This window comes from Bacillus paramycoides (genome assembly GCF_038971285.1).
In the GTDB taxonomy this organism is placed as follows: Bacteria; Bacillota; Bacilli; order Bacillales; family Bacillaceae_G; genus Bacillus_A.
The window spans coordinates 503,185-529,956 of record NZ_CP152427.1 but is presented as its reverse complement, the minus strand read 5'-3'; the positions used below and the strand labels follow the sequence as shown (position 1 = coordinate 529,956).

The window sequence follows — 26,772 nt, the reverse complement described above, 5'->3', positions numbered from 1 at the left end:
AATGGCTCCGCAGGTAGGAATCGAACCTACGACCGATCGGTTAACAGCCGATAGCTCTACCGCTGAGCTACTGCGGAATAATATTGCCTGGCAACGTCCTACTCTCACAGGGACAAGGTCCCAACTACCATCGGCGCTAGAGAGCTTAACTTCCGTGTTCGGTATGGGAACGGGTGTGACCTCTCTGCCATCATTACCAGACATTATTCTTTTGAGACAATCATTATTATAACTTATTTTCTTTAAAAGTCAACAAGTTTTTTTATGTTCTCTCAAAACTAGATAACATTGCTTCATATTATATGGTTAAGTCCTCGATCTATTAGTATTCGTCAGCTCCACATGTCACCATGCTTCCACCTCGAACCTATCAACCTGATCATCTTTCAGGGATCTTACTAGCTTACGCTATGGGAAATCTCATCTTGAGGGGGGCTTCATGCTTAGATGCTTTCAGCACTTATCCCTTCCGCACATAGCTACCCAGCTATGCCCTTGGCAGAACAACTGGTACACCAGCGGTGCGTCCATCCCGGTCCTCTCGTACTAAGGACAGCTCCTCTCAAATTTCCTACGCCCACGACGGATAGGGACCGAACTGTCTCACGACGTTCTGAACCCAGCTCGCGTACCGCTTTAATGGGCGAACAGCCCAACCCTTGGGACCGACTACAGCCCCAGGATGCGATGAGCCGACATCGAGGTGCCAAACCTCCCCGTCGATGTGGACTCTTGGGGGAGATAAGCCTGTTATCCCCGGGGTAGCTTTTATCCGTTGAGCGATGGCCCTTCCATGCGGAACCACCGGATCACTAAGCCCGACTTTCGTCCCTGCTCGACTTGTAGGTCTCGCAGTCAAGCTCCCTTATGCCTTTGCACTCTACGAATGATTTCCAACCATTCTGAGGGAACCTTTGGGCGCCTCCGTTACACTTTAGGAGGCGACCGCCCCAGTCAAACTGCCCACCTGACACTGTCTCCCGGGTCGATAAGACCCGTAGGTTAGAATTTCAATACAGTCAGGGCGGTATCCCACCAGCGCCTCCACCGAAGCTAGCGCTCCGGTTTCAAAGGCTCCCGCCTATCCTGTACAAACTGTACCAAAATTCAATATCAGGCTACAGTAAAGCTCCACGGGGTCTTTCCGTCCTGTCGCGGGTAACCTGCATCTTCACAGGTACTATAATTTCACCGAGTCTCTGGTTGAGACAGTGCCCAAATCGTTACACCTTTCGTGCGGGTCGGAACTTACCCGACAAGGAATTTCGCTACCTTAGGACCGTTATAGTTACGGCCGCCGTTTACTGGGGCTTCAGTTCAGAGCTTCGCTTACGCTAACCCCTCTCCTTAACCTTCCAGCACCGGGCAGGTGTCACCCCCTATACTTCGCCTTACGGCTTCGCAGAGAGCTGTGTTTTTGCTAAACAGTCGCTTGGGCCTATTCACTGCGGCTTTCCGTTAAGAAAGCACCCCTTCTCCCGAAGTTACGGGGTCATTTTGCCGAGTTCCTTAACCAGAGTTCTCTCGCACACCTTAGGATTCTCTCCTCGCCTACCTGTGTCGGTTTGCGGTACAGGCACCTTTTATCTCGCTAGAAGCTTTTCTTGGCAGCGGGGAATCAAAGACTTCGCTCCATAAGGAGCTTCCCCATCACAGCTCAGCCTTCACGATAAGCGGATTTGCCTACTTATCAGCCTAACTGCTTGGACGTGCACAACCAATCGCACGCTTCTTCTATCCTTCTGCGTCCCTCCATTGCTCAAACGATAAAGAGGTGGTACAGGAATATCAACCTGTTGTCCATCGCCTACGCCTGTCGGCCTCGGCTTAGGTCCTGACTAACCCTGAGCGGACGAGCCTTCCTCAGGAAACCTTAGGCATTCGGTGGACGGGATTCTCACCCGTCTTTCGCTACTCATACCGGCATTCTCACTTCTAAGCACTCCACCAGTCCTTACGGTCTGACTTCACTGTCCTTAGAACGCTCCCCTACCACTGATACCATTCGGTATCAATCCGCAGCTTCGGTGGTGTATTTAGCCCCGGTACATTTTCGGCGCAGAGTCACTCGACTAGTGAGCTATTACGCACTCTTTAAATGGTGGCTGCTTCTAAGCCAACATCCTAGTTGTCTAAGCAACTCCACATCCTTTTCCACTTAATACACACTTTGGGACCTTAGCTGGCGGTCTGGGCTGTTTCCCTTTTGACTACGGATCTTATCACTCGCAGTCTGACTCCTAAGGATAAGTCATTGGCATTCGGAGTTTGACTGAATTCGGTAATCCGATGAGGACCCCTAGTCCAATCAGTGCTCTACCTCCAAGACTCTTACACTTAAGGCTAGCCCTAAAGCTATTTCGGGGAGAACCAGCTATCTCCAGGTTCGATTGGAATTTCTCCGCTACCCACACCTCATCCCCGCACTTTTCAACGTGCGTGGGTTCGGGCCTCCATTCAGTGTTACCTGAACTTCACCCTGGACATGGGTAGATCACCTGGTTTCGGGTCTACGACCACGTACTAAACGCCCTATTCAGACTCGCTTTCGCTGCGGCTCCGCCTCTTCAGCTTAACCTCGCACGGGATCGTAACTCGCCGGTTCATTCTACAAAAGGCACGCCATCACCCGTTAACGGGCTCTGACTATTTGTAGGCACACGGTTTCAGGATCTCTTTCACTCCCCTTCCGGGGTGCTTTTCACCTTTCCCTCACGGTACTGGTTCACTATCGATCACTAGGGAGTATTTAGCCTTGGGAGATGGTCCTCCCAGATTCCGACGGAATTTCACGTGTTCCGCCGTACTCAGGATACATTCAAGAGAGAACGAAGTTTCGACTACGGGGTTGTTACCCTCTACGACGGACCTTTCCAGGTCGCTTCGTCTACCTCGTTCCTTTGTAACTCCGTATAGAATGTCCTACAACCCCAAGAGGCAAGCCTCTTGGTTTGGGCTATGTTCCGTTTCGCTCGCCGCTACTCAGGAAATCGCATTTGCTTTCTCTTCCTCCAGGTACTTAGATGTTTCAGTTCCCTGGGTCTGTCTTCCTTACCCTATGTATTCAGGTAAGGATACCATACCATTACGTATGGTGGGTTTCCCCATTCGGAAATCTTCGGATCAAAGCTTACTTACAGCTCCCCGAAGCATATCGGCGTTAGTCCCGTCCTTCATCGACTCCTAGTGTCAAGGCATCCACCGTGCGCCCTTTCTAACTTAACCAAACTAAAAATTAAAAAATATGAGCTACACTGTTATCTAGTTTTCAAAGAACATACATTTATACATGAGAGATAGTTCTCTCAAAACTGAACAAAACGAAACACGGAAACTTATATTGATGAACAGCGTTCATCAATTCTCCATAGAAAGGAGGTGATCCAGCCGCACCTTCCGATACGGCTACCTTGTTACGACTTCACCCCAATCATCTGTCCCACCTTAGGCGGCTGGCTCCAAAAAGGTTACCCCACCGACTTCGGGTGTTACAAACTCTCGTGGTGTGACGGGCGGTGTGTACAAGGCCCGGGAACGTATTCACCGCGGCATGCTGATCCGCGATTACTAGCGATTCCAGCTTCATGTAGGCGAGTTGCAGCCTACAATCCGAACTGAGAACGGTTTTATGAGATTAGCTCCACCTCGCGGTCTTGCAGCTCTTTGTACCGTCCATTGTAGCACGTGTGTAGCCCAGGTCATAAGGGGCATGATGATTTGACGTCATCCCCACCTTCCTCCGGTTTGTCACCGGCAGTCACCTTAGAGTGCCCAACTAAATGATGGCAACTAAGATCAAGGGTTGCGCTCGTTGCGGGACTTAACCCAACATCTCACGACACGAGCTGACGACAACCATGCACCACCTGTCACTCTGCTCCCGAAGGAGAAGCCCTATCTCTAGGGTTGTCAGAGGATGTCAAGACCTGGTAAGGTTCTTCGCGTTGCTTCGAATTAAACCACATGCTCCACCGCTTGTGCGGGCCCCCGTCAATTCCTTTGAGTTTCAGCCTTGCGGCCGTACTCCCCAGGCGGAGTGCTTAATGCGTTAACTTCAGCACTAAAGGGCGGAAACCCTCTAACACTTAGCACTCATCGTTTACGGCGTGGACTACCAGGGTATCTAATCCTGTTTGCTCCCCACGCTTTCGCGCCTCAGTGTCAGTTACAGACCAGAAAGTCGCCTTCGCCACTGGTGTTCCTCCATATCTCTACGCATTTCACCGCTACACATGGAATTCCACTTTCCTCTTCTGCACTCAAGTCTCCCAGTTTCCAATGACCCTCCACGGTTGAGCCGTGGGCTTTCACATCAGACTTAAGAAACCACCTGCGCGCGCTTTACGCCCAATAATTCCGGATAACGCTTGCCACCTACGTATTACCGCGGCTGCTGGCACGTAGTTAGCCGTGGCTTTCTGGTTAGGTACCGTCAAGGTGCCAGCTTATTCAACTAGCACTTGTTCTTCCCTAACAACAGAGTTTTACGACCCGAAAGCCTTCATCACTCACGCGGCGTTGCTCCGTCAGACTTTCGTCCATTGCGGAAGATTCCCTACTGCTGCCTCCCGTAGGAGTCTGGGCCGTGTCTCAGTCCCAGTGTGGCCGATCACCCTCTCAGGTCGGCTACGCATCGTTGCCTTGGTGAGCCGTTACCTCACCAACTAGCTAATGCGACGCGGGTCCATCCATAAGTGACAGCCGAAGCCGCCTTTCAATTTCGAACCATGTGGTTCAAAATGTTATCCGGTATTAGCCCCGGTTTCCCGGAGTTATCCCAGTCTTATGGGCAGGTTACCCACGTGTTACTCACCCGTCCGCCGCTAACTTCATAAGAGCAAGCTCTTAATCCATTCGCTCGACTTGCATGTATTAGGCACGCCGCCAGCGTTCATCCTGAGCCAGGATCAAACTCTCCAATAAAGTTAGTTTGTCTAGCATCTAAAATAAAAATTGACGTTTCACGTTGTTTGTTTCGTTCAGTTTTCAAAGAACTACTTGGTCGCTCATTTGCGACTCCCTTATGTTAACATCTTCGTTTTTCGATGTCAACTAAGTTTTAAATTTCTTTTTTGTCGTTTTCTGCGTTTCTGCATCAGCGACGGTTATTAATATATCATGCAGCACATACAGGGTCAATACTTTTTATAAAAAAATTTCACATCCCGTTAAAACTTTAAAAAAGCGTTTCAAAAATACGTATAGTCTCCCTTCATCCTTTATCCTAATCAACATTTCATATCTTATCACTTTATCACGTTTCCGAACGAATGAAAATTCTAAATTTTATGTTATTATTATGTTATAGGAGTGTGGTGAGAATGAGCATTAAGTATTCAAACAAAATTAATAAAATCCGGACCTTTGCATTAAGTTTAGTATTTATCGGCCTCTTCATTGCATACTTAGGAGTCTTTTTCCGTGAAAACATTATTATTATGACAACATTTATGATGGTTGGCTTCTTAGCTGTAATCGCTAGTACTGTCGTTTACTTTTGGATCGGTATGTTATCTACTAAAACTATACAAATTATTTGTCCAAGCTGTGATAAACCTACAAAAATGCTCGGCCGTGTCGATGCATGTATGCATTGCAACCAACCTTTAACAATGGATCGAAATCTAGAAGGAAAAGAGTTTGATGAGAAATACAATAAAAAGAGCTATAAATCATAGGCACATATGAGTACAGTAAGGAAAATGTAATCTTACAAAACTAAACATGAAAAGGTGATTTCTTAACCAAGAAATCACCTTTTGTATTTATCTTAATTAAATTAGGTTCTTTACTGAATCAAATCCTCCTGAACCTAACGAAATTCCCATATATAATAAAGAAAGAGGGAGACGTAAACGTCTCCCTCTTTCTTTATTATATATTACGCCTTATGACACTCTGGACAAACGCCATAAATTTCTAAGCGATGACTATTAATAACGAAGCCTGTCGTTTTCGCAGCTTCCTCTTCAAGCTGTTCCAAACCCCCATAAGGAAAATCAACAATCTTACCACATTTTTCGCAAATCACATGATAATGTTGACTTGTAACATAATCAAATCTACTTGAAGCGTCTCCATAAGTTAATTCCTTTACAAGGCCAACCTCTTTAAATACACGTAAGTTATTATAAACAGTTGCAACACTCATATTTGGAAACTTACCTTCTAATGCTTTATAAATGTCATCCGCTGTTGGGTGCGTCATAGATTCCACAAGGTACTCTAAAATAGCATGACGCTGTGGAGTAATGCGTACACCCATATTTTTCAGCATTTCTAGCGCTTCTTTTAATTCTTCTTTGACCACCGTCATGCACCCCGATTCTATACGGATTATTATTTTATAATTCTTATAAAGAGTGTACTCCTTTTCTTATAAATCGTCAATATTTCTACTATAAGTATGTGGTTTATTTTTGTATATAGCCTTATTCTTATGTATCTTTCCCTATTTTTTATACATTTACAATAGAAAAAAAGTGCGACATAATCGCACTTGGAATACTATCATCTGAGGAGGTATGCCCTACACTTCACTTTATGTAAGCCAATAAAATATGTATAGACACTCGCCTTACTTCTATATATTTTATCTCCCCAATGGATTTACTTTATATAAGAAAGAACATCTTCAATATGTCCCTTCACTTTCACTTTGCGCCATTCGTTTACAAGCTCACCGTCTTTATTAATAAGGAATGTAGAACGCTCAATTCCCATGTACTCTTTTCCAAAGTTCTTTTTCAACTTCCAAACATCGTACAATTCCGCTACCTTATGATCTTCATCTACTAAAAGTACAAATGGAAGTTCATGCTTCTCAATAAATTTCAGATGTCTGTTCGCTGAATCCGGACTTACACCAAGAATAACTGTATCTTTCTCTTGAAATAATCCATATGCATCTCGAAAATCACATGCTTCAGTTGTACACCCTGGAGTCATATCTTTCGGATAAAAATATAGAACTACGTTTTTACCACGAAAATCAGCTAAGCGAACTTGTTCCCCGTTACTTCCCTCTAATGTAAATTCTGGAGCCATTTCTCCTACTGTGATCATTGTTATCACTCCTATTCTTTTCTTTTACTATATCAAATGCTATCTTATTTTTCATTGTCTATTACAGACCTCATTACAAAAGCAAACGGTAATGTATATCCAATTAGCGCTTCTGCAATCGCAATCCATCTCCCTATTCCAATCGGAGCTATATCACCGTATCCAACGGACAACAAAGTAACTGCGCTAAAATATAAGCAAATTTCTACAAGTTGAAAAGATTGGGCATGCAAGCTTTCTCCATCTTCTTTCAAAACTGCAAAGCCCATTTCTTCTAATACAACATAACTTAACCCAAACGCAATTAATACCGTTGTATAAATTAGAAACAAGGAGGCTAAATTATACAGCGAAAAGAAACGTCTAGAATCTGAATATGAACTCCATAACAATTGGACACTTCTCAAAATAGCAATTGCTGCAATTAATAGAATAAATCCCCATAACATGTCCTCCACCTCATTTTATATGTATGAGACGGCCATTGGATTTATCCCTTAGAAACAAACAAGCCCCTATAATTAATTACCAGCACCACGGTACCTTTTTACCCCTTGATTCCAAAGAGTGATTGCAATCGTAAAACAGATAACACCAACCAATGGTGTTGCAAAAGCATAGCTATTCCACTCTGTCTTTCTTAAGAAGTATGCTGCTGGATACACTCCAACAAACGCAAATGGTAGGACAAACGTTAAAATGAAGCGAATCACCCGGTTATAAATATTAACAGGATAGCGACCATAGTTACCTATGTTATACATTAGCGGCATAATTGAACTTTTTGCATCCGACCAAAAACCAAGGCTCGCAAGCGTAACAAATATCCCTCCATATACAAGTGCGCCCCCTCCTACCATTAGTAAGAATAAGAAGAAATCGTACCAGTAAAAAGATAATTGTAACTCCACTGCTGCATAGCCCATTACAATCATCCCTGTAATCGCTCCAATTAAAGATTCAAGCTCCATTCTTTCTAATATAATTTGAAATAAACTATGAATCGGTCTCGTTAATATACGATCCATTTCTCCTTTAATAATGTAACGATCATTAAAATCCCATATGTTAAAGAAAGCTGAGAAAATGGCAAATGGCACTAAAAAGAAACCATAAATAAAGATTACTTCTTCTCTACTCCATCCTTTTAACGCTTGTGTATGTCCAAACACAACGAGAATAAAGATTAAATTAACAGCCTGTAGTGATAAATCAGAAAGTAATCCAACGATAAAATCGCCCCGATACTCCAATTTTGTTTTTATATATTGGCTTGCATATTGCAAAAATAGTTTTATATATATCATCTCATCATCCCCCTTGTACAATTAGACGTTTTCTCGCCGTTCTCCACATGAGTACAATTGGAATAATAAGTACAATTGCCCAAATTACTTGGAATAATAATGCCTCATACAATTTACTTCCTTGTATACCTTCTGAAAAAATCATACTCGGAATATAACTAATGGCCTGAAACGGTAAAAACACCATTGCCTTTTGGGCCCATAACGGATAAAAACTAATTGGTAATAATAGACCTGAAAATAAATCAATAACAACACGTTTCGCATACATAATTCCACTATTATTAAATAAGAAGAATGTAAGCATTCCCGTCATTAAATTAATTTGTGTATTAATAATAAAACTAAATATTAAAGACAAGAAGAAATATAACCACGTTTGAAAATTCGTTGTAATTTGCAATGAAAATAATAAGGTAACGATAACCATACCCGGAATTGAAAAGAAGGCAAAGCGAAATATTCCTTCACCAAGACCTTGCATCACTTTCATTCCTAAATAGTTATATGGACGAATAAGTTCTACCGCTACACGTCCTTCTTGAATCTCCATCGCAATTTCCCTGTCTATATTATTAAAATAAAAGGCACGTGCCATCCACGCAATTGCGATATACGTAGTCATTTGCGAAATAGATAAACTTTCAATATTCTCTTTTCCGCTATAAATTGCTTGCCATAAAAAATAATACGCGCCGATATTAATTGTATAAATTAAAATCCCGCTATAATAGTTTGTACGATACGCAAGCATCATTAAAAAGCGAATTCGAATCATTTCAATGTACTTACCCATGTTTAATACCTTCTTCATAAATGTTACGAATAATTTCCTCTGTAGACACTTCGTTAATTTTTAAATCTTTAATTTGAAAGGCTTGTACTACTTTAGAAATAAGCATTGAAATAATAACTTCTTCATTCGGGATTTTGGCAATCCACGCGTTTTCCTCTTTCGCTTTCGACCAAACGACATGACTATCTGGCATAACCATTGATAAATCCTGATAGGAAACTGGTGCAACAAACTGAAAATGTATTTCTTTCTCTGCTCCCCACTGCGTACGAAGATTATTTAAAGAACCGTCATACATAATATTTCCTTCATCCAGCATGATAACGCGCTCACATAAAGCTTCAATATCAGTAATATCATGAGTTGTTAATAAAATTGTTGTTTTATAACGTTCATTCATTTCTTTTAAAAATTCACGTATTTTCAATTTCACAAGTACATCTAGCCCAATTGTTGGTTCATCTAAAAATAATAACGGCGGATTATGAATTAATGCTGCCGCTAATTCACAACGCATTCTTTGACCTAAAGATAACTTTCGAACTGGCTTATCCAATAAAGGACCAATATCTAACGTTTCAATCACGTGCTCCATATGTTCTTTATACTGAGCGTCTGATACACCGTACACTTTTTTTAATAAACGAAACGATTCTTGTACAGCAATGTCCCACCAAAGTTGCGAGCGTTGACCGAAAACAACACCAATAGTTCTTACAAATTCTTCTCTCTGCTTATGCGGGTTCATCCCATTTACTAAAATGTCTCCTGATGTCGGAGTCAAAATCCCCGTAAGCATTTTAATTGTCGTTGATTTACCAGCACCGTTCTCACCGATATATCCAACCATTTCACCTTGTTTCACAGTAAAAGATACATCATTTACTGCTGGTACTATTTTATAATTACGATTTAATAAATCGCGAAATGCACCCTTTAAACCTGGACGACTTGAATAGGCTGTAAATTCTTTACGTAACCCTTGTACCTCAATTACCGATTTCATAACCGGACCCCCTTCCTAAATGTCACAACGAATAGTTTACCCAACTGCCTTCTCTATCACAAACAATACGTCTTTTCGAAAAACATGTTAGAATAATACATAGATTTTTGTAAGGAGATGAATGGTAGTGAAATTCACAAAATCAGAAGCATTACATAAAGAAGCTTTAGAACATATCGTTGGCGGCGTTAATAGTCCTTCTCGTTCTTTTAAAGCAGTTGGCGGCGGCGCTCCTGTTGCTATGGAACGTGGAAAAGGCGCTTATTTCTGGGATGTAGACGGAAATAAATATATCGATTATTTAGCAGCATACGGTCCTATTATTACTGGACATGCTCACCCACACATTACAAAGGCAATTACAACAGCTGCTGAAAACGGTGTACTTTACGGAACACCAACAGCACTAGAAGTAAAATTCGCAAAAATGTTAAAAGAAGCAATGCCTGCATTAGATAAAGTCCGTTTCGTAAACTCTGGTACTGAAGCAGTAATGACAACAATTCGTGTCGCTCGTGCTTACACAGGCCGCACAAAAATTATGAAATTCGCTGGTTGTTACCACGGTCATTCTGATTTAGTACTTGTAGCAGCCGGATCTGGTCCTTCTACACTAGGAACTCCTGACTCAGCCGGTGTACCACAAAGTATCGCTCAAGAAGTTATTACCGTTCCATTTAATAATGTAGATACTTTAAAAGAAGCATTAGATAAATGGGGACATGAAGTAGCAGCTATTCTTGTAGAACCAATTGTTGGAAACTTCGGTATTGTAGAACCGAAACCTGGCTTCCTTGAGAAAGTGAATGAACTTGTTCACGAAGCTGGTGCACTAGTAATTTATGATGAAGTTATTACTGCTTTCCGCTTTATGTACGGTGGTGCTCAAGACTTACTTGGCGTAACACCAGACTTAACAGCTCTTGGTAAAGTTATTGGTGGCGGACTTCCAATCGGTGCTTACGGTGGTAAGAAAGAAATTATGGAACAAGTTGCCCCACTCGGACCTGCATATCAAGCCGGTACAATGGCAGGAAACCCTGCTTCTATGGCATCTGGTATTGCTTGTCTAGAAGTCCTTCAACAAGAAGGACTTTATGAGAAATTAGATGAACTTGGTGCAATGCTTGAAAAAGGAATTTTAGAGCAAGCTGCCAAACATAATATCGATATTACATTAAACCGTCTAAAAGGTGCTTTAACTGTATACTTCACAACAAATACAATTGAAGATTACGATGCAGCACAAGATACAGACGGTGAAATGTTCGGTAAATTCTTCAAGCTTATGCTTCAAGAAGGAGTTAACTTAGCGCCTTCTAAATACGAGGCATGGTTCTTAACGACAGAACATACAAAAGAAGATATTGAATATACAATTGAAGCTGTAGGCAGAGCATTTGCCGCTTTAGCAGACAATAAATAATCTCGTCATTAAAAGGAAAAAAGAAAGCACACCTTTCTTTTTTCCTTTTTTCTATTTCATAAATTCCTTATTAATAGTATAATTATTCATAATTATCTGTTTAATTTTCTTTTATATCCTTACTATCTTTGTATAAAAGGCTGCTCACGCCTTAAATAGTAAGATTATTCAAACTTCAATAAGAGGGGGGATTGACGGATGCTCAATAAAACAAATACATGGACACCGTCTTTATTGCGAGATTATAAAAATGCAGAACATGATGCGTGTGGAATCGTTTCCGTTATGGAGAAACGAAAAATTCCTACAAAAGAAAACATTGATCTTTGCATACAATCGCTCGTTAAAATGAATCATAGAGCTGGTTTCATTAATGGTGAAGGCGATGGAATCGGTATTCACATTGATGTACCAAAAGCACTTTGGAGTGAAAAACTAAAAAGTAGCGGATATAATCCAACGATCGTAGATCATCCCCACTTTATCGTTGGACATTTTTTTCTAAACAAAAACGCAAATGTAGTTAATTTAAAAAATCATATTCGTACACAACTAAGCAACGAAAACTTTGCAATTCTTTTTGAAAGTGACGATGTAATAAACTCCGATGCACTCGGTCCACTTGGTAAACAAGAAGAACCTTTATTTTGGCAAGTTGCCCTTATCGCTGAAACTGAAGTTAAAAATATTGAGCAAACATTATTTTCAGTAACGATAAAAATAGAGGAAAACGAAGCGATTCATGTTGCTTCCTTAAGTCGTGATCATGTTGTATATAAAGTTCTCGGTGCTGGTGATACGCTTGTAGCCTATTACAATGATTTACAACACCCGCTGATCGCTTCAACTATGACACTAGGACATAATCGCTATTCTACAAATACATTATCTAATTTTTTTCGTGTACAACCATTTAGCATTCTCGGACATAATGGTGAAATTAACACGATTGCAAAATTACGCGATCAAGCTGACATGATTCATGTTCCACTTACTGCTGGGGGCAGCGACTCCCAAGATTTAAACCGCACCTTAGAAACTCTACTTGTTCAATACGACTACAGTTTATTTGAAGCAATGGATATACTATTCCCACCAATTATTAATGAAATTAAACTTTATGAGCCACATTTACAAGATTTATATACGTATATACGTGAAGCATGGGGCCATTTTGCACAAGGTCCAGCTGGTATTATTTCACGCTATAAAGATGAAGCTGTTTTCAGCGTCGATTCCCTTGGACTACGACCAGTTTGGAAAGTAGAGACAGAGAGTTCTTATATTTTCTCTTCTGAACCTGGAGTTGTATCTCCAACTGAATATGTAGCTGAACCTAAACCACTCGCTCCTGGAGAAAAGGTCGGCCTAAAGTGGAATGAACAAGATGAGCTTGTTCTTTATGAATATGACAAATACCAAGCTCAAGTATACGACCGTTTTAAAAAGCGAGTTGATACTAAAGATTATTATTTAAACTTATCTACCCCTGAAACGAAAGAAATCCAAGGATTATGTGATTCTATGCACGTTGAAACGAAGCAATACGTTGCTTTCGGATGGGATCGTGAACATATTCAGCTTCTTGAACAGATGGCAACAAAAGGCGTTGAGCCAATTCGTTCACTTGGGCATGACTCACCACTCGCTGCACTCGATACTGATAGACGAAATATCGCTGACTTCATTAAGGAAAGTGTAGCTGTTGTTACAAATCCAGCAATCGATCGCGATCGAGAAGTTGAACACTTCTCCACACGAACGATACTTGGCGAACGCCCAAGTTTATTGGCTGGTGCTAAACAGCCATTTGTAGTTGAGATGCTTTCCCCAATTATTTTAGAAGGAAGTGTAGCACAATCTATTGCAGAAGAATTACACACAATTACGTACGAGCAACTTATACAGCTATTCAATACTCATAGCTCTATCGCTACAATCTCTGCTACATTCAGTCAGGCAGAAACTTTACAATGTGCCTTAAATCGAATTAGTTCTGAAGCAATAACAGCCGTGAACGCTGGAGCTTCCCTATTATTAATAGACGATGCTGATGCTCACCTAAATGGACGATTATGGATTGATCCGCATTTAGTTACCGCTAAAGTACATCAAATATTAAGCGAAAATAAATTACGCCGAAACTGCTCTCTCGTTATACGTTCTGGTGCCCTTCGCTCCTTACACGATATCGTCACACTGTATGGATTAGGAGCAGATAGTATTAATCCATATTTATTATTTGCAACCGTAAATGATGGGACGAAAACACCTATTACGAATTTATATCATGCACTTAATAAAGGGCTAGAAAAAGTCATTTCAACAATCGGAATTCATGAATTACGCGGTTACGGTCGCCTCTATTCTTCTATCGGATTACATGAAGAAATCGCAAACATATTACAAATTACGAATTTCTTCGGTTCAAATAATTTAGCTTTCTCGCTTGAGTCACTTGCTGAAGATGCACAAATGCGAGCAGATGATTATAACAATCCTAAAGTTAGAATGCGAAAATCTTTTCATATATTCCCGCGAATTTGGAAAGCAATCGGTGATGTCGCAAAAGGAAACTCTTATGATGATTACCGTGAAAAATTAAGTGAATTAGAAGAAAATAATCCAATCGCGATTAGACATCTTGTTCAAACGAAAGAAACAAAACATGTCGTTCCGACTGAAGAAGTGTCCATCAGTATTCAAACTCATGATTTACCATTTATTATTAGCTCCATGTCATTCGGTTCTCAAAATGAAATTGCCTTTCGTGCATATGCAGAAGCGGCCGATCAGCTAAATATGATTAGCTTGAACGGTGAAGGCGGCGAAATTAAAGATATGATTGGAAAATATCCACATACACGTGGACAACAAGTTGCATCTGGGCGATTTGGTGTAAACGCCGAACTACTAAATTCATCAAACCTAATTGAAATAAAAATCGGGCAAGGTGCAAAGCCTGGTGAAGGTGGGCATTTACCAGGTTCAAAAGTAACAGCCAAAATCGCCGAAGCACGTAACGCTACAATTGGCTCAGATTTAATTTCACCTTCTAACAACCATGATATTTATTCCATTGAAGATTTAGCTCAAATGATTACAGAAATTAAAACGGCCAATCAACTTGCGAAAGTAGCTGTAAAAGTTCCTGTCGTCCCTAACATTGGAACAATTGCTGTCGGTATCGCAAAAGCTGGTGCTGATTTTATTAACATTAGCGGATTTGATGGTGGTACAGGTGCCGCACGTATTCACGCATTGCAACATGTAGGGCTTCCTGTAGAAATTGGTGTGAAAGCCGCTCACAATGCTTTATTAGAAGCAAATATGAGACATAAAGTAGAAATTTGGGCTGACGGTGGTATTCGAAGTGTGAATGATGCCTTAAAAATCATGCTTCTTGGGGCAAACCGCATTGGATTTGGTACATTATCCATGATTGCAATTGGCTGTACAACTTGCCGCGGATGTCATCTAGATACTTGTCACGTTGGAATTGCAACACAAATTGAATCTGAAGCTCAGGCGAAAGAACACGGATTACGCCGCTTCGTCCCACGTGAATTAGAAAGCGCCGTCGCTGGATTATTACATTTATTCACTACTTTTGGCCTAGAACTAAAACGATTAACAGGAAATCTTGGTTATACAAATTTACAAGAAATTGTTGGGCGTTCCGATTTATTAGAACAAGTTCGAGGCGGAAATTTATTAGACTTATGTAATTTACTACAAACGATAGAACATCCATCTATCACCAAAACAGAAGACGTACCAGAAAAACAATTTGAAACAGTTCATTCCCCTCATTCAAAAGAATTAGTAGGCGTTGGCGTAGAGCAACGCGTTATGGGTGGGCTAGAATCTTGCTATCGCGTTCGTAGTAAATTATATGAAGACACGAAGCTTGAACCACTTACATTAAAGTATACGAATGGCTCTATTCCTGGAAATGGATTAGGTGCTTACAATAGTGAGAACTTATTTATACACGTAAATGGCGGTGCACAAGATGGCATTGGTAAAACCTCCTTTGGTGGTGGTATTTATATAACGAAAGCAAAAGGAAAAGACGGCATATATTATAACGGTTCTGTCGGAAAAGGTTTTGGATACGGTGCACAAAAAGGAGCGCTATACGTTCAAGGTAACGCCGATGCTCGCGCTGGCATTCGCCTCTCTGGAGCAGACATGATAATTGGAGGGCGCATGACAAAGCCACTCCGTGAAAAAGAGCAAGGAAATATAGGAGCATACTCTAATATTAAAGGTTTCGCTTTTGAATATATGACAAATGGGCGAGCGCTTGTTTTAGGGGATCCTGGTCCATGGATTTGTGCTGGTATGACTGGCGGTGTTGTTTATTTACGTCATGATTCAAGCTTAGGTTTAACAGAACAGGCCTTAAAAAGAAGAATCGCAAAAGGGGCAAATGTTACATTGCAACCAATTAGTAAAAATGGTGTGCAAGATGTGACTGAATTATTGCTAGATTATATTCGTGTATTAAATGAGCATGAGCAATACGAGGAAGTCGCTTTATTAACACCGTTACTCGATGATATGCAGCACCAATTTTTTGAAATCATCCCGAAAAAAGAACAGGCCGATCCATCTATCTCAACTGAGTGATATGCCTAACTTTCATTTTCAAGAATAAATTGACGAAGTACACTTCTCATAGTAATCTATAGTAACAATTTGAAACCTGCTGAAATTCAGCAGGTTTTTTTACTAAAAATTGATGTTTAAAAAGAATTAGGAAAAATTATAAAATGAATCTCAATTTCTTATTAACGTCACTAAAATATCACTTGCTAACATATTGTAATGAATGTATAGTATCATGTTGTACATTCATTATGACAAGAGAAAGGATCTTATTAAGGGTATGAAACTTGGTGCTCGCATTTTAAAAACGGGTATTGCCATCACATTAGCTTTATTTGCTTGTATTTTACTTCAATTACCGAGTCCGGTATTTGCAGGAATCTCAGCTATATTCGCTGTTCAACCGTCTGTATACCGTTCGTATTTAACTGCACTTGAACAAATTCAAGCAAACGTCATTGGTGCGGTATTCGCTATCGCATTCGCTACTGCTTTTGGACATAATCCTTTTATTATTGGATTAACATGTATATTAGTAATTGCACTTACACTGCAATTACGATTAGAAAACACAATATCAATTGCTTTAGTAACAGTTATCGCCATTATGGAGTATCAAGGCGAAGATTTCTTTAGTTTTGCCTTACTTCGCTTTGCGACAATTATGATTGGAATTATCGCGGCTTCACTTGTAAATTTAGTGTTTATGCCGCCAAAATACGAAACAAAGCTATATCATCGTATCGTTGATAATACAGAAGAAATTGTAAAATGGATTCGAATGAATAGCAGGCAAGCTTCTGATTTTACAACACTAAAAACTGATATTGATCGTATGAAAGAAAAAATGATCAAACTAAACCACTACTATTTGCTGTATAAAGAAGAAAGAAGCTACACGAAAAAAGTACAGTTCGCAAAAATTCGTAAGCTCGTTTTATTCAGACAAATGTTAGCGACGACAAGCCGTGCTTTAAGTACGTTAAAATCATTACATCGTACTGAAAATGAATTACGCTATATGCCAGAAGAATTTCAAGAATCTATCCAGAATGAACTTGATTCATTAACGCATTATCATGAACAAGTATTATTAAAATTTATTGGTAAAGCAAAAAAACAACAATCCGTTGAAATGCTTGATGAAGTTGAAACAGGTAAACAAGAATTAATTGATATCTTTATGGATTATCAAAACAAAGATGATGAGGAAGCGTATAAAACATGGCTACACCTCTTCCCTCTTATTTCTGCCATTATTAACTATAGTGAAGAAGTAGAGCATTTAGATTTACTTGTGGATAGCTTCTACACATACCATAAACCAGAAGCAGAACTCAAAATCGACGATAAAAAAGAAGATGAATAAAAAACAGCTCCTTTTACGCTAAAGGAGCTGTTTCTGTTATATGCTGAAGTTGATATAAATTGTAATAAAACCCTCTTTTTTTCATTAATTCTTCATGAGAACCTGTTTCTTTAATTTCACCATCTTCAATATAAATAATCGTATCCACATGTGTAATTGTCGCTAATCGATGTGCGATTATAATCGTCGTCCGATCAGCAGCTAACGTCTGAAGTGCCTCTTGAATATATCGTTCATTTTCTAAATCTAAAGCGGAAGTCGCCTCATCTAATATAAGTAACGATGGATTCTTTAGAAACACCCGTGCAATCGCTACACGTTGCCTTTGTCCGCCAGATAACTTTACACCGCGCTCCCCAACGACAGTATCATAACCATCAGGTAACTCTATAATAAAATCATGAATTTGCGCAGCTTTGGCAGCTGCAATTACTTCTTCCTCTGTAGCCTTCGGATTTCCGTATAAAATATTTGCCCCGACTGTATCGCTAAATAACAAATTATCTTGCAGTACAATTCCAATATGACTACGTAAATTTCTCATATCATACTTTCTGACATCTATCCCATCTACATAAACTGCACCTGAAGAAACATCATAGAAACGAGGGATTAAACTAGCAAGAGATGACTTCCCTCCCCCACTCGCTCCTACAAGCGCGACCTTCTCTCCAGGCGACATAGTTAATGAAAGGTTATGTAATATCTCTTTTTCATCGGAATTGTAACGAAAAGATACATTATCAAATATCACTTCACCATTTAATTTCTTCGTTTGTACCGCACTTGGGACATTCACAATATCATATTTTTCATCTAACAGTTCAAACACTCGATCCATCGATGCGAAAGACTGCGTTAATGTTGTAGAGGAATTAACAAGGCGGCGAAGTGGACTATATAAACTATCCATATATCCAACAAAAGCAACCATAGTCCCTAATGTTAATTGCCCCTGAATCACTTCATATGCTGCAAAACCGATTACAAGTAATGGTCCTAAATCTGTTAACGTATTTACCGCCGAAAATGTTCTCGCAGTCCAACTCGTATGCGTTAACGCTTTCGTCAAAAATTCATTATTTCTTTTTTCAAACTGCTTCCCCTCATACTCTTCTAATGCAAAGCTACGTGTCACTTGCATCCCTTGAATACGTTCATGTAAATATCCTTGCATCGTTGCTAACGCTTGTGAACGCTCTTTCGTCAATTTTCGAAGACGTCCGAAAAAATATTTCACTGCTACTACATAAATAGGTAAAATTAATAGCGCAACAAATGTTAATTTTATATTCATAGAAAACATAACAATAATAGCGATAGCAATCGTTGCCGTATCTAACCAAACATTCATCAAACCAGTAATTACAAAGTCCTTCGTTTGTTCTACATCATGAATGACACGTGAAATAATCTCGCCTGTTTTTGTATTCGAATAATAGCGTAAACTCAACTTTTGCAAATGACCAAAAATATGCTTTCGCAAATCATATAGGATTGTATTTGCGATACGCTGCGCGAAATATTGACGATAATATTCAATTGGCGGTCTTAACACTGCAAAAATAAAAAAAGCAATCCCAATCGCTGTTACTAGTTGGGACGTTTTATCTTGAAGTGTCCCTCCACCCTGAATTACATCATCAATAATGTATTTTAATAACCACGGCATAATAAGCGGGATGCCGAATTTAACTAGACCAATCATAATCGTAATAGCAATAAGCCATCGATATGGTTTAACAAATTGCAAATATCTTTTTATACCTTGCACCTAATCCCCCCTCTAATAGGACAAACCTGCCGGGAAATCCCCTGCAGGTTTGTTTTAATTTCTGTACATTAAATATCTCTCATACCACATATCTACAAAGTCCGGCGCGAATGGCCCTTTTCTTTGATGAATCCATTGTGTTAATTGTGCTACATTTCGTTTTAAAATCGTATCAATCACAGGTGGATATTGCATAATTTGACTATGTTTTTCATACTCATCTTCATCTAAAAGCGTATATGTCATATCTGGATACACTTTAATATCTAAATCATAATCAATATACTTTAACGCTTCAGAATCATATGCAAAAGGTGAGCTTAAATTACAATAATAATATACTCCCTCTTCCCTTAACATTCCAATCACATTAAACCAATAGTTTGCATGAAAATAACAAATTGCTGGTTCACGCGTAATCCATGTGCGACCATCTGATTCTGTCACTACTGTACGATCATTCGCTCCGATTACAAGGCTTTGTGTCCCTTTTAAGATTGTTGTCTCTTCCCACATTCTATGAATGGAGCCATTATGTTTATAACTATGTATTTGTACTTTTTCTCCTTCTTTGGGAAATCCCATATATGCTCCCTTCTTTCAACTGCAAATGCCCTTTGAACTGCATTCACTTTTTTTCTATTATAACTTTTTTGTCGAAATTTTAAAACTAAAGCGACAAGACTCCATTTCTCACACTGAATACGATATCTTTAATCTTCTTAAGAGACGAGGGTCTTATTTACAAACGAGGGAATGAGAATAAAAAAAAGCCCTTCCTTATTTCCATGTAAAGAAGGACCTTTCACTTGAAGGCAACGGCATGCCTTATCCTAAATTTGAAATCATTTTTTCAGTTTCAAAAGATTGAATTACACTATTTGTTTGCTCTTCAAATTTCTCATGTAATAATTTGAGTGCTACTTCTGTTCTATATATTTCTTGGCGTATAAAATGTAATTCCTTTTTATCGCACGTATCCTTTTCGCTCATTTCAATTTGTTGATACTTCTCTAGATGAGCTTGTAACTTCAACAACTCATCCATCGTTTCCAATTGCTCTCCCACCAACTTATCAAAGTCGTTCATTACTTACCCCCTTTTAGATTTATTGATCAGTTATTATTCCTCATTACATATTTCTAATCTTTAACTTCCTTCTCCTTTGACTACATTTGTTGACTTATTAGAAGTTATGTCGTTCGCTTTATTTTCATTACCATGACCAAAGCACAAAGAAAACACTTCTCCCGAATTAGAGAAGTGTTTTTCTTTCATTACTGATTTGAACTAGAAGATTGTGATTGTTTTGCAGCTGATTGTGCATTTTGTTTTTTCACAGCATGCACGTCTGTTTCAGTTGCAAATTCAGTACCATAACTAGCGTTTGCACTTTGTGCACCAGAAGCTTGTGCTTTCTTTGCTTCTGATTGTGCATTTGCTTGTTTTACTGCTTGCACATCTGTTTCAGTTGAAAACTCTGTACCATAACTAGCATTTGTACTTTGAATGCTAGCACCAGAAGTTGCCTTGTTATAACCTTGTTGTTTTTTACTCATCTTTCTCACCTCCACAATCAATAATGTAACCAATTCACTTAGAAACTATCCGTGATTTTCTTTTTTTTAATCTCCGTATATATCTCTTATCACTCATTCAAACTATAGGAAATGGAGGTGGAAATATGTATATAGGACGCGATATGACTGAACTAACGATGGTTTCAAAAAATGAGTGGAAAGAAGATGAATTGGCTTATTTTCATCATTCATTACAACAGATTCTTCCGTACTTAAATGCAGAAGGTCAAAGTATTTATAAAGAAATTGTAAAAGAAATTGAAACAAGAGGCGGCTTACAAGAAGGTGAGGCTAGTTGGACTCATGGGACAAAAATTTCTTACGATTAAAAAAGTGTTCCCAATCTAGGGAACACTTTTTATTTATCCCGCTTTAATGGGCAGTAAGACCCCCACCTCAAAATTCAGCGAAAGCAAAGAAGTTAGGTGGGGGATCAACTGCCCATAAAAGTCCGATTGGTTCAACTAATAATCAGTGGGGGATGAAGAACCCCCCACTGATTAAAGTTTCACTTTATTGCATTGTAATCTTCTCAACACAACTTTCATAAATCGTACGATGTGATTTCGAGAAAGGCAACTGTTCAAAAGCTTCTTTCGATACAAATTTCAATGTATCTGTTTCAACAATATCACCATTTACTTTTCCGTAAAATACAAATATATCCCAAGTTCGATGGGTAAACGTATGTTGTACATTCATTGCGTATTCTTCAATAGAAATTGAAAGCTCAAATTTTTCTTTCATATAATCTATAAGCTGTTCCTTTTGATTACGAATTCCTTCGCCAAGTTCAACATTCGGAAACTCCCACATATTAGCTAATAAACCGGTACCTGGACGTTTATTAATGACGTAACGACCATCTTCCGTTTGAAGTACTCCTGCAACAATCGGTACCATCGTAGGGGCCTTCGCTTTACTTTTGACTGGTAATTCCTTTTGAACACCTTCAGCATATCCCCTGCAATGCTCACGTACAGGACAAAGTAAGCATGCTGGATTTTTTGGAATACAAATTAGTGCGCCTAACTCCATCAAACCTTGATTAAAATAAGATGGATTTTTAGCCGAAATAATTTCACGCACAATCTCTTCAAACACTTTTCTAGTTTTCGGTTTTGCAATGTCATCCCATACGGATAAAATACGGGATAATACACGCATAACATTTCCGTCAACTGCCGGCTCTGGTATACCATATGCGATACTTAAAATAGCACCTTTTGTATATGGTCCGACTCCCTTTAACTTTTCAATTTTCTTTACATCACTCGGTACAATTCCGCCGTATACTTCTTTTACTTCCTTTACGGCCGCATGTAAGTTTCGTGCTCTAGAATAATACCCTAAACCTTCCCATGCTTTTAACACTTCTTCATCATCAGCATTTGCCAAAGCTTCTAGAGTAGGAAACTTCCCCATAAAATTCGCGTAATATGGTTTTACAGCTTCCACTCTAGTTTGCTGCAACATAATTTCCGAAACCCAAACACGGTATGGATCTTTATTTTTACGCCACGGTAAGTCGCGTTGCTCTTTTTCAAACCAACCAATTAAATCATTTTGAAACTGCTCTATGTTAAAATTATTTAATATTTCAAGTGTCAAACTTGATCCCCCTCATTTTTTTGCATATAAGTACTATTATAAAGATTTTAGGAAAAAATTTAAGTAAGATGACATAGGAAATAGAAGGCAAAGGACTTGAGGTATCGAATAAAAAGAGTTACATTAATAAAAAACGGAGGTGGATTTCTATGGACACAGCCACTCACCTTGTTATGGGCGTTACTCTAGGCAGTTTGGCCACGTTAGATCCAGCCATAGCACAAAGTGATATTGGACCACAAGCAGTTATGCTCGCTACAATTGCTGGTTCCAATATTCCTGATATCGATACAGTTTTAAAATTGCGTAATAACGCTAAATATATAAGAAATCATCGCGGGATTACTCATTCCATTCCTGCAGTGATTCTTTGGTCATTTCTTATAAGTGGCATCTCTTTCGCCTTCTTTTCAGACGCTCCATATTTGCATCTACTACTTTGGTCATTTATTGCCGTCTTTCTTCATGTCTTTGTAGATATTTTCAATGCCTACGGTACACAGGCATTACGGCCCTTCACAAAAAAATGGGTAGCGCTCGGTATCATTAATACATTCGATACCGTCATTTTCTTCATCCATATACTCGCAATTGCTTGTATGCTCGTAGGTTCCCATAAAGGATATACTGCCTTAGCAGCGTATATATTGATGATCGTTTACTATATCGGACGGATTATGATGCATAGAAATATAAGAAGCGTTGTACAAAAACGTTTCAAAAATGTTGAGAAGATAATTATTTCTCCTTCTTATCGATTTTATCATTATCATTTAGCAATCGTTACAACCAATTATTACTACGTTGCTAGATGGCATCGCGGTAACATCATGGTATATGATAAATTCGACCGGGTACCGTTCCCAGACAATACTATTATGCGCGCTGCTAAACAAGATGAAAACATCTCAGCATTTTTATCTTTCTCCCCTGTGTATCGCTGGGACATTTTCGATTATGATCATTATTACGAGGTTCGATTCATTGATTTGCGCTATCGTAGTAAAGATTATTATCCATTCGTTGCGATCGTTCAACTCGATCATAATTTAAATATTATTAGTTCCTATACAGGATGGATTTTTAGTGAAGAAAAACTTCGAAAAAAACTGGAGTTACTTCCACATTAAAAAAAGCGACTTAAGTCGCTTTTTTTAATGTTTCAAATGATCTTCTTGATTGATTAAATGACTATATTTCGGATTATTTGTACGCATTTCATGAAGACGCGCTCCATGATTATTAATCCATGTTCTTACCACTTGTTCAGTCATCTCATCACCTTGATAACGTCCCGATTTCGCATAAGTTGTTTGAAAATCTTCCCATAGCAATTCAACCCACGCACGTGCTTGTGCGTAAGAAAGCTTGTCATTTTTGTCTAATAGTTCTTTCGTTAACGCTTCATAAATATCATTCATATTCTAATCTCCTTTACCTAATTATCCCTTCATTTCTAAAGGATAGTTTCTTCTATTTTGCACATTCTATAATTGATACTTCTTCAAGAGGTATCAACTGATGATGAGGAGGGCGTTCGCAATGGGTAAACAAGCCGAATTTTGGTCTGAGTCAAAAAACAACAGCAAAATCGACGGTCAACCGAAAGCGAAATCACGCTTCGCTTCGAAACGACCTAACGGCACAATTAACACGCACCCACAAGAACGTATGCGTGCTGCAAATCAGCAGGAAGAATAGTACAAAGTAAATCAACTTCCTACACGAGGTGATAAAGATGAGCTACCGTGATCGCTTAGATAGTCGTTCTGAATTATTTAACCATACGTGGACTCGTCCGAAACATGCAAAAGCGCAAGTTAACGGACAGACGCAACAAACCCAGTCTCTCATTATATTGGCGAATGAATGTAAAAAACGCCAATTTTAGAATCTCCTATCTCCTGTAACGCCTACCAAAGATGAAAACCAGAGAGATAATCGCTCTCTGGTTTTTGTTTTTATTTTTCTTGTAATAAAGAAATCGGTATTCCAATCTCTTCATTATCATTTTGCTTATGTCCCCAAGCAAATACCCCATTGAAATACGTAATTTCAAATAATATACCAGGTTCTTCTACTAATTCATACGTCTCACCGATATGGAATTTGTTTATGTCAGTCATATAAGCGCGGGCCATTGCTATCTTTCGCATTAATACATCGAACTCATTTACAATTCCAAGTTGCTCAGCTTTTATCGCTTGCTCTTTCAAAAGCCCAATTTCTTCCCTTAGCTCATATGGTGTCATTTCACTGTAGCGCTTTGGCATATTCATCTTATTCTCCTCATCCCTCTTCGCGTTTCATTTGCAAAAATACCTCTATTTCATCGATAGAGAATCCTTTTCGATATAACGCTTGTTTCATCTTATTTTCGAATGTCCATCCATCATACTTCTTATATTTCTCATAATATTTATTCCCATGATAGTGTAACGCTTCTTGTTGCTTTTCGTCATCTTTTTCGTCTTTCAATTCTTCCAAACAAATTTGAATCACATCTCTAGAATATCCTTTACGAACAAGCATTTCGTCTAACTTTAGCTTCATTTGTAAAAAGGAATGCTTTTGATAAGATTTTTTCTTCTTTTCTATAAGGATTAAAGCATTCTCAATTTGCTTTTCCTTCGGATATTCTTGTAAACTATGCGTAATAATTAGATCCTGAACACCTTTATTTAACAACTCTCTTTTAATAACAGTGGGACCTTTTCGATTCACATTGCTTTGCGTTCTCGTATATAAAATAGCATACTCTTTATCATTAATATATCGGTCATGTAATAACTTCGAAACGACTTCAGAGATGATGGCCTGTCCCACTTCTTTTTTTCGTAAAAAATCTTCTATTTCTTGTTTCGTTCTCATTTGATAGGATAAATAGGAGATTGCTTGTAAATATGCTTTTTGTACCTCTTCATTGTACAAAATATTTCCTAACGCTATTTCATCAATTTCTAAGCCCTTTTGTAATCCGTGTTTTATTAAGATTACTTCATTCACACTAAACCCGTACTCTTCACCTTGACCTTTATCAATATAAATATTAAACCGTTCTTTCGATCGTTTTTGTACTTCTATTTTTGTAATGACAGCCATACTCTCACCTCTCTATTATTTTAACATAGTCAAGGAACGTTTTTGCTTTTCAAGAATATATATAATGAGGAGGAAATACTTGTGAAAATCGTAATTTCTGGTGGTACCGGCTTTATCGGTAAATACCTTTCTACTTTTTTCATTCAAAAAGGACATACGGTTTACATTCTCACTCGAAACAAAACTACTGAAACTTCCGACCCTAACCTTCAGTATGTTCAATGGACACCAAATTTACAAACCTTCCCCCTCTCTTCTATCGATGTAGTTATTAATCTAGCTGGAGAATCTATTAATAGTAGATGGACAAAGAAACAAAAGAAAGCCATTTTCAACAGTAGAATTCAAACGACAAAAGGACTCATTAAACAATTGCAGACACTCAACATAAAACCGCACACATTTATTAACGCAAGCGCTATTGGATACTATGGAACGTCTGAAACCGAGTCTTTTACAGAACAGCATGAGACTCCTGGAGATGACTTTTTAGCAAATACAGTATATTCATGGGAACAAGAAGCATCTAAAGCTCGTTCTCTCGGAATGCGAACAGTATACGCAAGATTTGGAGTCGTATTAAGTGCAGATGGAGGAGCTCTTCCAAAAATGCTACTCCCCTATCAATTCTATATCGGAGGTACAATTGGATTTGGAAACCAATGGTTATCATGGATTCATATAGATGATGTCGTTCGCCTGATTGATTTCATCATACAAAAAGAAGAAATTGATGGACCTCTTAATCTCACAGCTCCCTTACCTATAAGAATGAAGGAATTTGGAGAAACCATTGCAGCTATAATGAAAAAACCTCATTGGTTACCTGTCCCTTCCTTTATGCTTCACGCTTTACTTGGTGAAATGAGCATACTTGTACTAGAAGGACAACATGTATTACCTAGTAAAGCAATTGAGCATGGGTATCAATACACATTTCCGGCAATAGACCATGCATTACAAAATATACTTTCGCATACAATGTAGTACTTCTAAAACACAGTTTTACAGGGGCCCTTTCAAAACTTTTATTTTCTAGAATCCGGAGCATTATTACACAAATAATCTTTCAGTTACTTTCCCCTAAATTCCATTAACATTATAAAGTAACAGAAATGAGGT

The 26,772-nt window shown here is 38.9% G+C and carries 23 protein-coding genes, 1 tRNA gene and 3 rRNA genes; 9 read left to right on the top strand and 18 right to left on the bottom strand.

Annotation, left to right across the window (positions count from 1 at the left end; all coding sequences use genetic code 11):
• Positions 1-2: 2 nt before the first annotated feature.
• From AAG068_RS02745 to AAG068_RS02730, 4 genes are all read right to left on the bottom strand, one after another.
• Positions 3-77, bottom strand: a tRNA-Asn gene (locus tag AAG068_RS02745).
• Positions 78-85: 8 nt separating this feature from the next.
• A 5S ribosomal RNA gene (rrf, locus tag AAG068_RS02740) occupies positions 86-201 on the bottom strand.
• A 101-nt stretch (positions 202-302) separates the two neighbouring features.
• A 23S ribosomal RNA gene (locus AAG068_RS02735) occupies positions 303-3,225 on the bottom strand.
• Positions 3,226-3,371: 146 nt separating this feature from the next.
• Positions 3,372-4,923 (bottom strand): 16S ribosomal RNA (locus AAG068_RS02730).
• Together the 16S, 23S and 5S rRNA genes with 1 tRNA gene alongside form the textbook arrangement of a ribosomal RNA operon.
• Positions 4,924-5,321: 398 nt before the next feature.
• Here AAG068_RS02730 and AAG068_RS02725 point away from each other — a divergent pair.
• Positions 5,322-5,678 carry a YgzB family protein gene (locus AAG068_RS02725; RefSeq protein WP_000025059.1) on the top strand — a complete coding sequence of 119 codons (357 nt, stop codon included), beginning with the start codon at positions 5,322-5,324 and terminating at the stop codon, positions 5,676-5,678.
• Positions 5,679-5,881: 203 nt separating this feature from the next.
• On the opposite strand, the gene perR is transcribed toward AAG068_RS02725, so the two are convergent.
• From perR to AAG068_RS02695, 6 genes are all read right to left on the bottom strand, one after another.
• Positions 5,882-6,310, bottom strand: a complete 429-nt coding sequence (gene perR, locus AAG068_RS02720; RefSeq protein ID WP_342717615.1) for a peroxide-responsive transcriptional repressor PerR — start codon at positions 6,308-6,310, stop codon at positions 5,882-5,884.
• Between the two features lie 299 nt (positions 6,311-6,609).
• Positions 6,610-7,065: a thioredoxin-dependent thiol peroxidase gene (gene bcp, locus AAG068_RS02715; RefSeq protein ID WP_342717613.1), complete on the bottom strand. Its 456-nt coding sequence runs from the start codon at positions 7,063-7,065 to the stop codon at positions 6,610-6,612.
• A gap of 44 nt (positions 7,066-7,109) precedes the next feature.
• Positions 7,110-7,514: a potassium channel family protein gene (locus AAG068_RS02710; protein ID WP_000964347.1), complete on the bottom strand. Its 405-nt coding sequence runs from the start codon at positions 7,512-7,514 to the stop codon at positions 7,110-7,112.
• Between the two features lie 72 nt (positions 7,515-7,586).
• Positions 7,587-8,372: an ABC transporter permease gene (locus tag AAG068_RS02705; protein ID WP_000639352.1), complete on the bottom strand. Its 786-nt coding sequence runs from the start codon at positions 8,370-8,372 to the stop codon at positions 7,587-7,589.
• Positions 8,373-8,376: 4 nt separating this feature from the next.
• On the bottom strand, positions 8,377-9,168 hold the full coding sequence (locus AAG068_RS02700; RefSeq protein WP_000521523.1) for an ABC transporter permease: 792 nt from the start codon (positions 9,166-9,168) through the stop codon (positions 8,377-8,379).
• The gene (locus AAG068_RS02695; RefSeq protein WP_000843646.1) at positions 9,161-10,174 is read right to left on the bottom strand and encodes an ABC transporter ATP-binding protein; all 1,014 of its coding nucleotides are present in this window, start codon (positions 10,172-10,174) and stop codon (positions 9,161-9,163) included. Before AAG068_RS02695 ends, AAG068_RS02700 begins: the two co-directional genes overlap by 8 nt.
• A 121-nt stretch (positions 10,175-10,295) precedes the next feature.
• Between AAG068_RS02695 and hemL the strand changes: the two genes are divergently transcribed.
• From hemL to AAG068_RS02680, 3 genes are all read left to right on the top strand, one after another.
• Entirely contained in the window at positions 10,296-11,600 is a 1,305-nt protein-coding gene (hemL, locus tag AAG068_RS02690; protein WP_342717601.1) for a glutamate-1-semialdehyde-2,1-aminomutase, read from the top strand.
• 198 nt (positions 11,601-11,798) lie between these two features.
• Positions 11,799-16,235: a glutamate synthase-related protein gene (locus AAG068_RS02685; protein ID WP_342717598.1), complete on the top strand. Its 4,437-nt coding sequence runs from the start codon at positions 11,799-11,801 to the stop codon at positions 16,233-16,235.
• Between the two features lie 259 nt (positions 16,236-16,494).
• Entirely contained in the window at positions 16,495-17,583 is a 1,089-nt protein-coding gene (locus AAG068_RS02680; protein ID WP_016078602.1) for an aromatic acid exporter family protein, read from the top strand.
• 13 nt (positions 17,584-17,596) lie between these two features.
• Here the strand turns inward: AAG068_RS02680 and AAG068_RS02675 are convergent, their stop codons facing one another.
• The 4 genes from AAG068_RS02675 to AAG068_RS02660 all read right to left on the bottom strand — a co-directional run bounded on the left by AAG068_RS02675 (position 17,597) and on the right by AAG068_RS02660 (position 20,916).
• Positions 17,597-19,357, bottom strand: a complete 1,761-nt coding sequence (locus AAG068_RS02675) for an ABC transporter ATP-binding protein (protein ID WP_342717594.1) — start codon at positions 19,355-19,357, stop codon at positions 17,597-17,599.
• A gap of 54 nt (positions 19,358-19,411) precedes the next feature.
• The gene (gene ntdP, locus AAG068_RS02670) at positions 19,412-19,942 is read right to left on the bottom strand and encodes a nucleoside tri-diphosphate phosphatase (protein WP_000506628.1); all 531 of its coding nucleotides are present in this window, start codon (positions 19,940-19,942) and stop codon (positions 19,412-19,414) included.
• Positions 19,943-20,185: 243 nt separating this feature from the next.
• Positions 20,186-20,446, bottom strand: coding sequence for a YgaB family protein (locus tag AAG068_RS02665; protein ID WP_000997584.1), 261 nt, complete (start codon positions 20,444-20,446; stop codon positions 20,186-20,188).
• Positions 20,447-20,634: 188 nt separating this feature from the next.
• Complete coding sequence (locus tag AAG068_RS02660; RefSeq protein WP_000039045.1) at positions 20,635-20,916, bottom strand: gamma-type small acid-soluble spore protein; 282 nt, start codon at positions 20,914-20,916, stop codon at positions 20,635-20,637.
• A gap of 125 nt (positions 20,917-21,041) precedes the next feature.
• Here AAG068_RS02660 and AAG068_RS02655 point away from each other — a divergent pair, with 125 nt between their 5' ends.
• Entirely contained in the window at positions 21,042-21,266 is a 225-nt protein-coding gene (locus tag AAG068_RS02655) for a hypothetical protein (RefSeq protein WP_000275446.1), read from the top strand.
• 184 nt (positions 21,267-21,450) lie between these two features.
• Here AAG068_RS02655 and mutY read toward each other — a convergent pair whose 3' ends face one another.
• Positions 21,451-22,548 carry an A/G-specific adenine glycosylase gene (mutY, locus tag AAG068_RS02650; protein ID WP_342717586.1) on the bottom strand — a complete coding sequence of 366 codons (1,098 nt, stop codon included), beginning with the start codon at positions 22,546-22,548 and terminating at the stop codon, positions 21,451-21,453.
• A gap of 149 nt (positions 22,549-22,697) precedes the next feature.
• Between mutY and AAG068_RS02645 the strand changes: the two genes are divergently transcribed.
• Positions 22,698-23,678 carry a metal-dependent hydrolase gene (locus tag AAG068_RS02645; RefSeq protein ID WP_000379129.1) on the top strand — a complete coding sequence of 327 codons (981 nt, stop codon included), beginning with the start codon at positions 22,698-22,700 and terminating at the stop codon, positions 23,676-23,678.
• A 24-nt stretch (positions 23,679-23,702) separates the two neighbouring features.
• Here the strand turns inward: AAG068_RS02645 and AAG068_RS02640 are convergent, their stop codons facing one another.
• On the bottom strand, positions 23,703-23,969 hold the full coding sequence (locus AAG068_RS02640) for a YfhJ family protein (RefSeq protein WP_060629438.1): 267 nt from the start codon (positions 23,967-23,969) through the stop codon (positions 23,703-23,705).
• A 121-nt stretch (positions 23,970-24,090) separates the two neighbouring features.
• Here AAG068_RS02640 and AAG068_RS02635 point away from each other — a divergent pair, with 121 nt between their 5' ends.
• Together AAG068_RS02635 and AAG068_RS02630 are read left to right on the top strand one after the other, a co-directional pair.
• Positions 24,091-24,249: a small, acid-soluble spore protein K gene (locus tag AAG068_RS02635; protein WP_000517891.1), complete on the top strand. Its 159-nt coding sequence runs from the start codon at positions 24,091-24,093 to the stop codon at positions 24,247-24,249.
• 37 nt (positions 24,250-24,286) lie between these two features.
• Positions 24,287-24,439: a YpzG family protein gene (locus tag AAG068_RS02630; RefSeq protein WP_000122093.1), complete on the top strand. Its 153-nt coding sequence runs from the start codon at positions 24,287-24,289 to the stop codon at positions 24,437-24,439.
• A gap of 70 nt (positions 24,440-24,509) precedes the next feature.
• Here AAG068_RS02630 and AAG068_RS02625 read toward each other — a convergent pair whose 3' ends face one another.
• Positions 24,510-24,827, bottom strand: a complete 318-nt coding sequence (locus AAG068_RS02625) for a YfhH family protein (RefSeq protein WP_001057032.1) — start codon at positions 24,825-24,827, stop codon at positions 24,510-24,512.
• A 10-nt stretch (positions 24,828-24,837) separates the two neighbouring features.
• On the bottom strand, positions 24,838-25,650 hold the full coding sequence (gene recX, locus AAG068_RS02620; RefSeq protein ID WP_098668613.1) for a recombination regulator RecX: 813 nt from the start codon (positions 25,648-25,650) through the stop codon (positions 24,838-24,840).
• A gap of 81 nt (positions 25,651-25,731) precedes the next feature.
• Here recX and AAG068_RS02615 point away from each other — a divergent pair, with 81 nt between their 5' ends.
• On the top strand, positions 25,732-26,637 hold the full coding sequence (locus AAG068_RS02615) for a TIGR01777 family oxidoreductase (protein WP_342717536.1): 906 nt from the start codon (positions 25,732-25,734) through the stop codon (positions 26,635-26,637).
• Positions 26,638-26,772 lie beyond the last annotated feature (135 nt).

Bases quoted from the DNA above. Each gene is read 5' to 3' on its own strand.
- AAG068_RS02725 (WP_000025059.1), top strand. From the start codon at position 5,322: ATGAGCATTAAGTATTCAAACAAAATTAATAAAATCCGGACCTTTGCA.
- bcp (WP_342717613.1), bottom strand. From the start codon at position 7,065: ATGATCACAGTAGGAGAAATGGCTCCAGAATTTACATTAGAGGGAAGT.
- AAG068_RS02710 (WP_000964347.1), bottom strand. From the start codon at position 7,514: ATGTTATGGGGATTTATTCTATTAATTGCAGCAATTGCTATTTTGAGA.
- AAG068_RS02705 (WP_000639352.1), bottom strand. From the start codon at position 8,372: ATGATATATATAAAACTATTTTTGCAATATGCAAGCCAATATATAAAA.
- AAG068_RS02700 (WP_000521523.1), bottom strand. From the start codon at position 9,168: ATGGGTAAGTACATTGAAATGATTCGAATTCGCTTTTTAATGATGCTT.
- AAG068_RS02695 (WP_000843646.1), bottom strand. From the start codon at position 10,174: ATGAAATCGGTAATTGAGGTACAAGGGTTACGTAAAGAATTTACAGCC.
- hemL (WP_342717601.1), top strand. From the start codon at position 10,296: ATGGTAGTGAAATTCACAAAATCAGAAGCATTACATAAAGAAGCTTTA.
- AAG068_RS02685 (WP_342717598.1), top strand. From the start codon at position 11,799: ATGCTCAATAAAACAAATACATGGACACCGTCTTTATTGCGAGATTAT.
- AAG068_RS02680 (WP_016078602.1), top strand. From the start codon at position 16,495: ATGAAACTTGGTGCTCGCATTTTAAAAACGGGTATTGCCATCACATTA.
- ntdP (WP_000506628.1), bottom strand. From the start codon at position 19,942: ATGGGATTTCCCAAAGAAGGAGAAAAAGTACAAATACATAGTTATAAA.
- AAG068_RS02665 (WP_000997584.1), bottom strand. From the start codon at position 20,446: ATGAACGACTTTGATAAGTTGGTGGGAGAGCAATTGGAAACGATGGAT.
- AAG068_RS02660 (WP_000039045.1), bottom strand. From the start codon at position 20,916: ATGAGTAAAAAACAACAAGGTTATAACAAGGCAACTTCTGGTGCTAGC.
- AAG068_RS02655 (WP_000275446.1), top strand. From the start codon at position 21,042: ATGTATATAGGACGCGATATGACTGAACTAACGATGGTTTCAAAAAAT.
- AAG068_RS02645 (WP_000379129.1), top strand. From the start codon at position 22,698: ATGGACACAGCCACTCACCTTGTTATGGGCGTTACTCTAGGCAGTTTG.
- AAG068_RS02640 (WP_060629438.1), bottom strand. From the start codon at position 23,969: ATGAATGATATTTATGAAGCGTTAACGAAAGAACTATTAGACAAAAAT.
- AAG068_RS02635 (WP_000517891.1), top strand. From the start codon at position 24,091: ATGGGTAAACAAGCCGAATTTTGGTCTGAGTCAAAAAACAACAGCAAA.
- AAG068_RS02630 (WP_000122093.1), top strand. From the start codon at position 24,287: ATGAGCTACCGTGATCGCTTAGATAGTCGTTCTGAATTATTTAACCAT.
- AAG068_RS02625 (WP_001057032.1), bottom strand. From the start codon at position 24,827: ATGAATATGCCAAAGCGCTACAGTGAAATGACACCATATGAGCTAAGG.
- recX (WP_098668613.1), bottom strand. From the start codon at position 25,650: ATGGCTGTCATTACAAAAATAGAAGTACAAAAACGATCGAAAGAACGG.